Source organism: Vibrio sp. 10N.222.48.A3 (genome assembly GCF_041475345.1).
Lineage (GTDB): Bacteria > Pseudomonadota > Gammaproteobacteria > Enterobacterales > Vibrionaceae > Vibrio > Vibrio tasmaniensis_A.
Window position 1 is genome coordinate 1 of the sequence record NZ_JBFRVX010000122.1, and the last position, 8,777, is coordinate 8,777.

The window sequence follows — 8,777 nt, forward strand, 5'->3', positions numbered from 1 at the left end:
CAATTCAGAGAGCTGATTTCTAATAACGTAAATAATTAGAAAGACTACAGAGAGCAGCTAGAACCCACATGAGATGAGGTCTTAGACGCAATAGGAAAAATTCTTAGAAACAGGTGAGAACCATGAAAAGCGTGAAAAGAGTCACATTTGAATGCTACGTAAAAAAAAGCTGAAGATAGGGTAGCTGCATAATAACCAGAGGACCATTAGCAGCTATCTTATTTACGAAGAAATCCCTTAAAAGCCAGAGCGAACCTCTGCACTTTTCTGAGGCGATTGAGCTTGTAAGAAAGGCAGTAGCAGCAAGCCAATAACGGCCGCACAAGTCGAGATGGTAATGAAGAACCCACTCCAGCCATAAGTTTCTAGAACGAGCGCTAATGGGTAGCCAGAAAGTGCAGCACCCATATAGGCAAATAAGCCAACAAAGCCTGTCGCAGCTCCTGCGGAGTCTTTATGTGAGCATTCCGCGGCAGCCATACCTATTAGCATTTGAGGGCCAAACACAAAAAAGCCTACACAAAACAGCCCAGCCGCTTGAAACACAAAGTTGGTTAGAGGCATAAGCCATAAAGCGGATACTGAGAGGAAGATACCAATCGCGAACAGGATATTCATGGGACCACGGTTACCACCAAACAGCCTATCCGATCCCCATCCAGCAACAAGTGAACCAACGAAACCGCCAATCTCAAACAGAGACAACGCAGCGTTGGCGTTTATCAAACTATAATCGTGCTCTTCGGTGAGATATAAATTGCCCCAGTCGTTAACTGCCGTTCTTACGATGTAAACCAACACATAGCTAAAGGCGAGCAGCCAAATGTACTTATTGCTGAACACATAGGTTTTCAGGATCTCTCGATAGCTTAACCCTTGCCCATGGCTCTCTTGCGCCAATTCTAGATGGTCATTGCGCCACTTCCCTACCGTCGGAAGCCCCATGGTCGTGGGCTTATCACGTAAGCGCCAACAGACGATAAGACCAATAAAAACACCAATCACACCCGGCCATATAAACCCAGATCGCCAACTGTATTGGAGAGTTAGATAGCCGACGAGAATAGGAATCAATGCCCCACCAACGTTGTGTGCTGTATTCCATATAGCCCAGCGAAAGCCTCTTTCGGAGCGAGAATACCAGGTCGTCAATAACTTGGAACACGATGGCCAGCCCCAACCTTGGAACCATGCATTAAGCACCCAAAGCGATATAAAAGCAGCCAACGAACTAGAAAAACCAAACGCGATATTGATCAAGCCTGTCGCGATTAGGCCGAGCCCCATGAAGTAACGCGGGTTCGACCGATCCGATATGGTGCCTGAAATAAACTTAGATAAGCCGTAAGAAAGATAAAAGAGCGTGCCAATCAAGCCGATATCGCCTTTGTCTAAGCCAAGATCGGTGATCATGGCTGGCGCGGCATAATTAAAGGTTTTACGAGTGAAGTAAAAACCTGCATAGCCGACATACATTCCTATCATGATGTGAAGACGCCAATAACGATAACGCTGATTGACCTCATCATCGCTTAGAGTATGACTTTTTGACGTTGTTGAGCGCAGAAATCCAAACATATTCGTTCTCACACTTTAGGTAATGTAACGCTGATATTAGTACCCGAAGAAGAGTCATTAGCGTTGATTGCCATCTTGCCACCGAGCGCCTGAACACGCTCTTGCATACCACGAACACCCATTCCTTTGAGAAGATCCTGCGCTGTAAAACCAACACCATTGTCTGTAATTCGAAGATAAGCTTGATCATCTAGAATCAGTTCTATTCTAATTTCACTTGCTTCAGCATATTTGTGGGCATTGTTTAAAGACTCTTGGCACAGTCGGAAGAGAGTAACCTTGAGCGTGTCACTCAAACATGAGTAGTCACCGTGCCAATTTAGCTGGATATCAACGCCGTGATCTGAAAACTCCATTTCCCGTATGAGCTGTTCAACGGAGTCCTTCAGGTCAAGGTCGTCCAACATTTTTGGTCTTAGCTTTGTTAGCAAACGCTTGGTGGTGTCATAAACATTCAACGACAATGATTCAATCGTACCAGCACAGCGAACGCTCATTTCAGCCGCATCGACACGTTTGATAATGCTCGCTTGAGTCCGAATTGCCGTGATGTTCTGGCCTATCTCATCATGTAACTCACGGGCAATATCACGACGAACCGATTCTTCAGCCGTGATTAGCTGACGGGAAAGGTTTTGATTCCTAGAGAGCTCACTGCGTAATTTCGAGTTGAGATCTTTTTGTTTTTGAACAGCTAAACCAAGCAAAATACCTGTGATGGTCTGAGCGGAAAGAGACAAGAGTAAATCAGTAATTTCGAGTTTGGACGTGCCACTGTGGGCTGCAATCAACGCGACGCTATTTAGCAGGGTAGCGAGCAAGGCGCCTTGCCATCCATAACGAACGGCGAGCAAGATAATAGGGATAGCCATACAGAACGGGGCGAAGCGCCTTAGCTCATCTGGCAAACTGGTTTGTATCAAAATACTGACGACCAACAAGAGGCTGTATAAAGCGATGTGACGGATTTTGAACTCAATGACATTGTTGATTAAGTAAGAGCTCAGTGGCGCCCACTTGTTTTGGAATAGGTAATTCCATACCAGATAACACATCGGCACTAACATCAAACCACCTGTGGTGCTCACCAACCACACCATGTAAACAGCCGGAACATGAGAACTGACCGCGGCAACATTGATGAGTGCTGTGACCATGATTAAGCTCGCCATCACCAACAAGTGACGATTCAGGTCACCAGAATAATAACGTTTGGCAATTAGAGTGGCTGGAATACTTAGTCCACTGGCGATTAGTATCGTCAGCCATTGAGGTTCATCAAGTAGGAGAGCTAGGGCAATCGCGAGCCCCCACTCTGCAATATAGATAGCAGGCCAATAGTGAGTGCGAGTGTGCAGCGTCATTCCTAACCGGAGTGAGAATGGGAAAAGCAGAATGGCTAACTCAGGGTCATTAATGAAATAGAAGGCAATAACCCATAAACAGAACCATGCACAGCCAGCCATAAAAACCCCGCATAAGGAGGTGGCTAGATAAGAACGCATTAGTACTGGTCTTGAGCGAACAATTTAGCTAACTCAACGTTGTTCTTAACATTGAGTTTGTCCATGGCATTGGCACGGTGCACATGTACCGTTTTATGGCTAACCCCTAACTCGACAGCAATAGATTTCACGTCGAGCCCTGTCGCCAATAACTGGCACACTTCGCTTTCCCTGCGGGTGAGCTGATTTAACGAGGCTTTATTCTTCATTGGTGTCGCAAGTTTTATGGCGATATCTGGCGTAAGGTAGCAGCCGCCATTTGCGCTCGTGTGTACGGCCTGAATTAACTCATCAGGGCTACAGCGTTTACTGAGATAACCTTTAGCTCCTAACTCTAATGACTTTTCAACCATCGCCGGAGAGTCATGTACGCTCAACATAATACTAGCAATGCCAGATGGAATCTCTTCCAATAAGCTCAGGCCACTTTCATCTTGCATTGAAATATCCAAGATAACGACATCAGGGTGACAACTTGGCAGTCCGAGGCGCGCTTCTGCCGCAGAGTTAAACTCCCCCACGACCGTTATATCAGTTTCAAGACTGAGTAATTGAGCGAAGCCAGATCGAACAATGACGTGGTCATCAACAAGCGCAACATTAATCATGATATTAACCAAAATTAAGAGTGAGAAAGAAAAATAGCCCCAACAGGAGCTATCTAAAATTAAGTTTATTGGTAGAGATGATACTGAATCGAACTAACGATTGGTATGATCTCACGTGCTTTAAACCAATAAAGCACGTGAAACTATCTACCCGAAACTCTCTTTGCGAGAACAAGTACTCAGACAAGCTACGCGTTTTGAGCCGCTAGGTGCATCTTCTTCGCGTGACGAATCTTCTTCTCTTCCGCAATAGCAACGAACAACAGTAAAACAATACAAATGGCAGCAGAAGTATCGAGTGCTGCAAATGTCCCTTTCCAACCTGTTAAGCCGAAAATAGGCGTTCCGTCTGCAATCATGCCTAGGCCAAGTTTGGCAAAACTGTCACCAATTAGGTAAGCAAATGTGCCTTTCACGCCATCAGCCACACTGATTGCTTTCTTAGGAACAAAACCTACCGCAGCAACACCAATCAACAGTTGAGGACCGAATACTAGGAAGCCAAGTACGAATAGTGATGCTAGGTACATGAACTCGCTCGTTGCATGCTGATAAAACTCTAGAGATACAATAATCAGTCCAAGCGATACACAAGCAACTAAAGCACGACGTCCGTTAGCAAGGTCTGATAAATAACCCCACATTAATGTACCGACCAGAGCGCCAACTTCAAACAGAGTAAAGCCTGAAATAGCCGTTTCTTTTGATAGACCTAACTCTTGATACGCATAAACGGTAGACCATTGATCGATACCGATACGAACAATGTACAAAAAGATATTCGCGAAGCAGAGTAACCAGATCACTTTGTTTTTAAGGATATATTCAACAAAGATCTCTTTCTTAGTCATTTGATTTTCTTCAGCAATAGTATCTTCTTCGCTGATTTCTTCGTCAAACAACTCTTCAACTGTACCTAAACCGTATGCTTCTGGAGAGTCGTTACCAAAACGCATCCCAATAAAACCAACCACAATCGCGATGATCGATGGGAACACGAACATACCAATTACGTTGCCATCAAAAAAGTAGTTAGCGCCAAACAGCGCTACACCAGCAGCACCTGCACCACCTACGTTGTGTGACATGTTCCAAAGACCTAAATACGACCCACGCTTATTACGAGGCGTCCATTTAGTAATAGTCGAATAACTTGAAGGACCACCGGTACTTTGAAAGAAACCACTCAATGCGTAGAAGGCAACCATCATGAATAAGCTAGCGCTGCCTCCACCCAAGCTGAAGCTAAAGCCCAACATGGCAAGGCCAGATAGGATAAGCATGAATGGCAGGAACTGCTTGGTGTTTTTGCCATCCGCGTAGTAGGAAACAACCGTTTTACCAATACCATAAGTAATTGAAAAGCCAAGACCAATAAGACCTAGATCGGTCATTGATAATCCATAAGTAGAAATCATGTCGTTTTGCGCGACATTGAAGTTCTTACGGATTAAATACATGGTCAAATAGCCAATGAATACGACTAGGTACGATTGTAGGAATGGTTTAAACCACATTTTTCTTCTAGTTTCGACCGGAAGATCCAGCGTCGGTTTTCTAACCTGATCTAGGAACTTTAACATTGTGAACTCTCTTATTATTGATGAGGTCTGCACGGAACATTACTGACCATGCACTCTTTGCAATTCGATGATGAAATAATAAGGAGTCTAAAAAGCGACCGCATGAGAGAGGGTCTTAGAATAACTAGGAAAAATTCTTAGTTCAGAATTGGGAGTCAAGAAAGCGTGAACAGCATCACTTTATTTAAAATGTGTTATGCCGTGAAGAGGTATTGGAAAGGTGTCGTTAGTTAAGATATTTGGTAGGTGCCCCAAGCAAACTAAACATCGATTGTATTGAGCAGTTTATTGAAATCTAAAGTGGCTAATAAAAGCCACATTAGATTCGCTTTACGGTATCGTAACCTAAACGATAGATAATAGAGTTTAATTATTCTTAGACACATCCAACTTATTCAGCAACGACGGAAAACCCCAACCGTTCTCGCCTTCGACCACAGGTTCTCCGGTCAAATACTCAAACAGCGTTGGCGCTAAAGATCCGTTGGCTTCAATTTTTAATGGTAATGAGTTCTCACCAATTGGCGCTCCCCAGAATCCGATAAAGGCATCTTTTTCTAAGTAATCCTCACCAGCATGACGGCCCGGTACCTTGGTGTTGTAGCCAATTCCCGCTTTAGGGAACAAGTTAACCGTGCCAGCCCTATCTTCAAGGTAGATATTAGCCAGTTGATTCACTGAATCTGGTCGAGGTGTTGGTTGCGTCAATGAAGTCCACTCAGCACTGCTACACCACGTTGTCACATCCGCCTTAACCGCTCGGTTAATACACTTTTCTACTAATTGAGAGTACTGTGAAAAATCAGCTTCGCTTGGTGATGCTAGGTATGGATTTAACCTTTGCGTATTGAGTAAAATCGGCGCTCGGTTGTCTTCCAATGACTCATAGAAAAGCTTGTCACCTTCACGTGTGATCAATTCATCGACCCGTTTTAAATCACGGTTGCCAATCACACGAACAGTGCAACGTTGTTGATCACATGTACTTTCTCTTACGACCATATAATCAAGACTTTCAGGCAAGCGTTGCGCTATCTGATTGATGATGTCGATATTCTGACCAACTGTCGCAGCAATCGGAGACCACTGCGTGAGTTCTTGGTAAACCGGCTGAACCTGCCACCCTTGAGCCGAATTAAAGAAATCCATCATGAAGTTACCACCAGCCGTCGAGGCGACCACCACATCCAATTCCTTCGAACTTGGGTAGCTTAGCGCATTGGTGATTTTAGGCCCTTCCCCCTCGTCTGAAGATATCTTCTTAACCACAATTGGATACGCTAGCTCTGCTTGTAAGCCTTCAAATACCTGCTTTTCTGGATTGAGCGCGTAGAACACCGGCGTTAAACCATGATCCCCTGCCATCCCCCATAGCGTTTTATCGTAAACGCCTGCACTACGGTAAGTCGCTTCAATCTGGCGAATCCAATAGTCCAGTCGATTGAGCTCTCCGGTCGGCATCAGAATTTCGTCACTAAAAGGACCGGTAAAGTGCGCGAAGTGATCCGGCCATGGGTTATACACCAAGGTGTAGTCTGGCATCCCTTTTCCATCTAACTCGGCAAACTGAGTGATAGACTGTTTAACCAGAGCTCTCTTTGAAAACTTAGTGAAAAAATCAAAGCCAGATATAGTCTGATACGCTTCAATATCTTCAATCAAGGCTTGACGCTTTTCTTGCAAAACCACTTCGACTTCTGAACGTTCTTGAAGCTCTTTAACGCAGCGTTTCTCACCATAATCACGTAGTGACTCACCCAAACCTAGGTTTACTAACCCATCGTAAGTAGTGTGAGCATTCCAATCATATTGAGCGTTGCAGTTCAGCGTTTTTAGGTAATCAAGGCGATCAAACATGGTTTGTACCTTATTGTCTGCCATCAACACATCTAACTGCAGGGCATCATTACCAAAGAAGTAATACGCTCGGTCGATCTCTCGGTCGACAAAGTGGAAATTAGGGATACCCGTTCCACCGTTACCAGACACTTTTGCACCCGTTTTGATGATAGGTAGGTTACGTACGCTGATTGTGGGAGTTGAAGAGATACCCACTCGGCTAATATTGTCTCGATGCTCTTGATAGAGCTTTTTGAAGAACGGAAGATAATTCGGATCACGATAGGTTTGTTCAGACAGAACTTCCATGAAACTCACTTGTTGTTGATGCTCAGGCTCAATCACCGTTTCTAACTGAGGTTTGTATTGCGCTCGGTTTTTATGGTTCTGATAAGCCACCGAAATGAAAGGTGAATCTTCATCGACCAACCCCTCAATCAACCCTTGCTGTAAACCATCGACCGTCACTTGGACCGCAAAACGTTTTTGCTGTTGGGATTCTAAGAATTGAATGAGCGCATCAGGCTGGTCACTGAACGCTTGTTGCATCCAATCATCGAGCGCTTCTGCACGTTCTTCTTTAAACACAAATTGTCGATAAGCTTTAAGCAAGTTTAAGCGCACAAAATCAATGAGAGTGATGGTAAGAGCTTGTGCTTTGTTATTCGGCTTATCAGCGTTTTCTGGTTTGCCATCTTCTGCAATCGCCAGCATTGCAGACTTCATATCGCCGTCATCCATTCCCAATGCCGCTTTACCGATCAAATCAACGATGATCGGTTGAATCTGAGCGATGATCGCTAGATCTTCAGGGCTATTGGTTAAGTATGTGTAATTCGCAGGGAGCGTGTCCATATCCTGCCAGACACCAATTTCGAATAACGCATCGTAGATAACCACCATGTTGGCAATGAACTGTTCATCGATACGAATACCTTCATGATGTCCCGTTGCTTCAGTCGAGGTATCTGGCTCGTGATGCTCTGAGGTTGGCTTATCTCCAACATGATAGAGGCTATGTTCAAAGCCCTTTAGCGCCTGCTTATCATAAACCGTCGACAAGTAAGATTTGAACACATCTTCACTGCCCAAGCCTGAATAGCGGTCGTAATAACTATAGAGAAAATAACCCAAAGGAATTGAGTACGTCGGGTTAGATAACTGAGCAACGACTCTGGCTTTTGTTTTGACATCTAAAGGGAGAGCGAGAATATACGCATCTAATGTAACGCCACCAATGGTGAAAAGAGCTGCATCACGAGTGAGTTTGGCAGAATAACTTAGGCTTGAAAGCACCTGATTTTTCAACACTTCACTGGAGCTAAACACGCCACCAATGACGGGCGTTGTTGATATATCAGCGGCACTCGGAGCTGATGCAAGCGCCAACGATAAGGCACTGAATAAACTGGCGTAACTGCGAACGTGAGAATAAGAGCTCATCAAATTTCCTTTAGATCAACACACTTCTATAAATGCAGCGTATTGTTTCAGTTTGCATTTATTAGTCAACCTATGAAAACGTTTGTTTTCTGATTCGAAGAGCTCGAATACTCTTACAATCGCTTACCGCTACCGTCTTCCCACATCACTTCGCATTCGTCTTTAATGGCCGCTTTCAATAGTTCAACTAACGGGAAAGCTCGGCTACCGATATTAACAGG

6 protein-coding genes are annotated in these 8,777 nt (G+C 44.5%); all 6 read right to left on the reverse strand.

The genetic code is table 11. The annotated features are described in order from the left end of the window. Positions 1-237 precede the first annotated feature (237 nt). A complete protein-coding gene (locus AB4653_RS04555; RefSeq protein WP_009846134.1) occupies positions 238-1,578 on the reverse strand; it encodes an MFS transporter in 1,341 nt (446 codons plus the stop codon). An 8-nt stretch (positions 1,579-1,586) separates the two neighbouring features. Further along, the gene (gene uhpB / locus AB4653_RS04560; RefSeq protein WP_032499231.1) at positions 1,587-3,083 is read right to left on the reverse strand and encodes a signal transduction histidine-protein kinase/phosphatase UhpB; all 1,497 of its coding nucleotides are present in this window, start codon (positions 3,081-3,083) and stop codon (positions 1,587-1,589) included. Further along, the gene (uhpA, locus tag AB4653_RS04565; RefSeq protein ID WP_009846132.1) at positions 3,083-3,691 is read right to left on the reverse strand and encodes a transcriptional regulator UhpA; all 609 of its coding nucleotides are present in this window, start codon (positions 3,689-3,691) and stop codon (positions 3,083-3,085) included. The genes uhpB and uhpA overlap by 1 nt, the downstream gene beginning before the upstream one ends. 188 nt (positions 3,692-3,879) lie before the next feature. Beyond that, complete coding sequence (gene uhpT / locus AB4653_RS04570) at positions 3,880-5,274, reverse strand: hexose-6-phosphate:phosphate antiporter (RefSeq protein ID WP_009846131.1); 1,395 nt, start codon at positions 5,272-5,274, stop codon at positions 3,880-3,882. Positions 5,275-5,640: 366 nt separating this feature from the next. After that, positions 5,641-8,556: an alkaline phosphatase family protein gene (locus tag AB4653_RS04575; protein WP_102257669.1), complete on the reverse strand. Its 2,916-nt coding sequence runs from the start codon at positions 8,554-8,556 to the stop codon at positions 5,641-5,643. Between the two features lie 113 nt (positions 8,557-8,669). Then, on the reverse strand, positions 8,670-8,777 hold a 108-nt coding region (locus AB4653_RS04580; RefSeq protein ID WP_372103442.1), incomplete at its 5' end, for a DUF1840 family protein.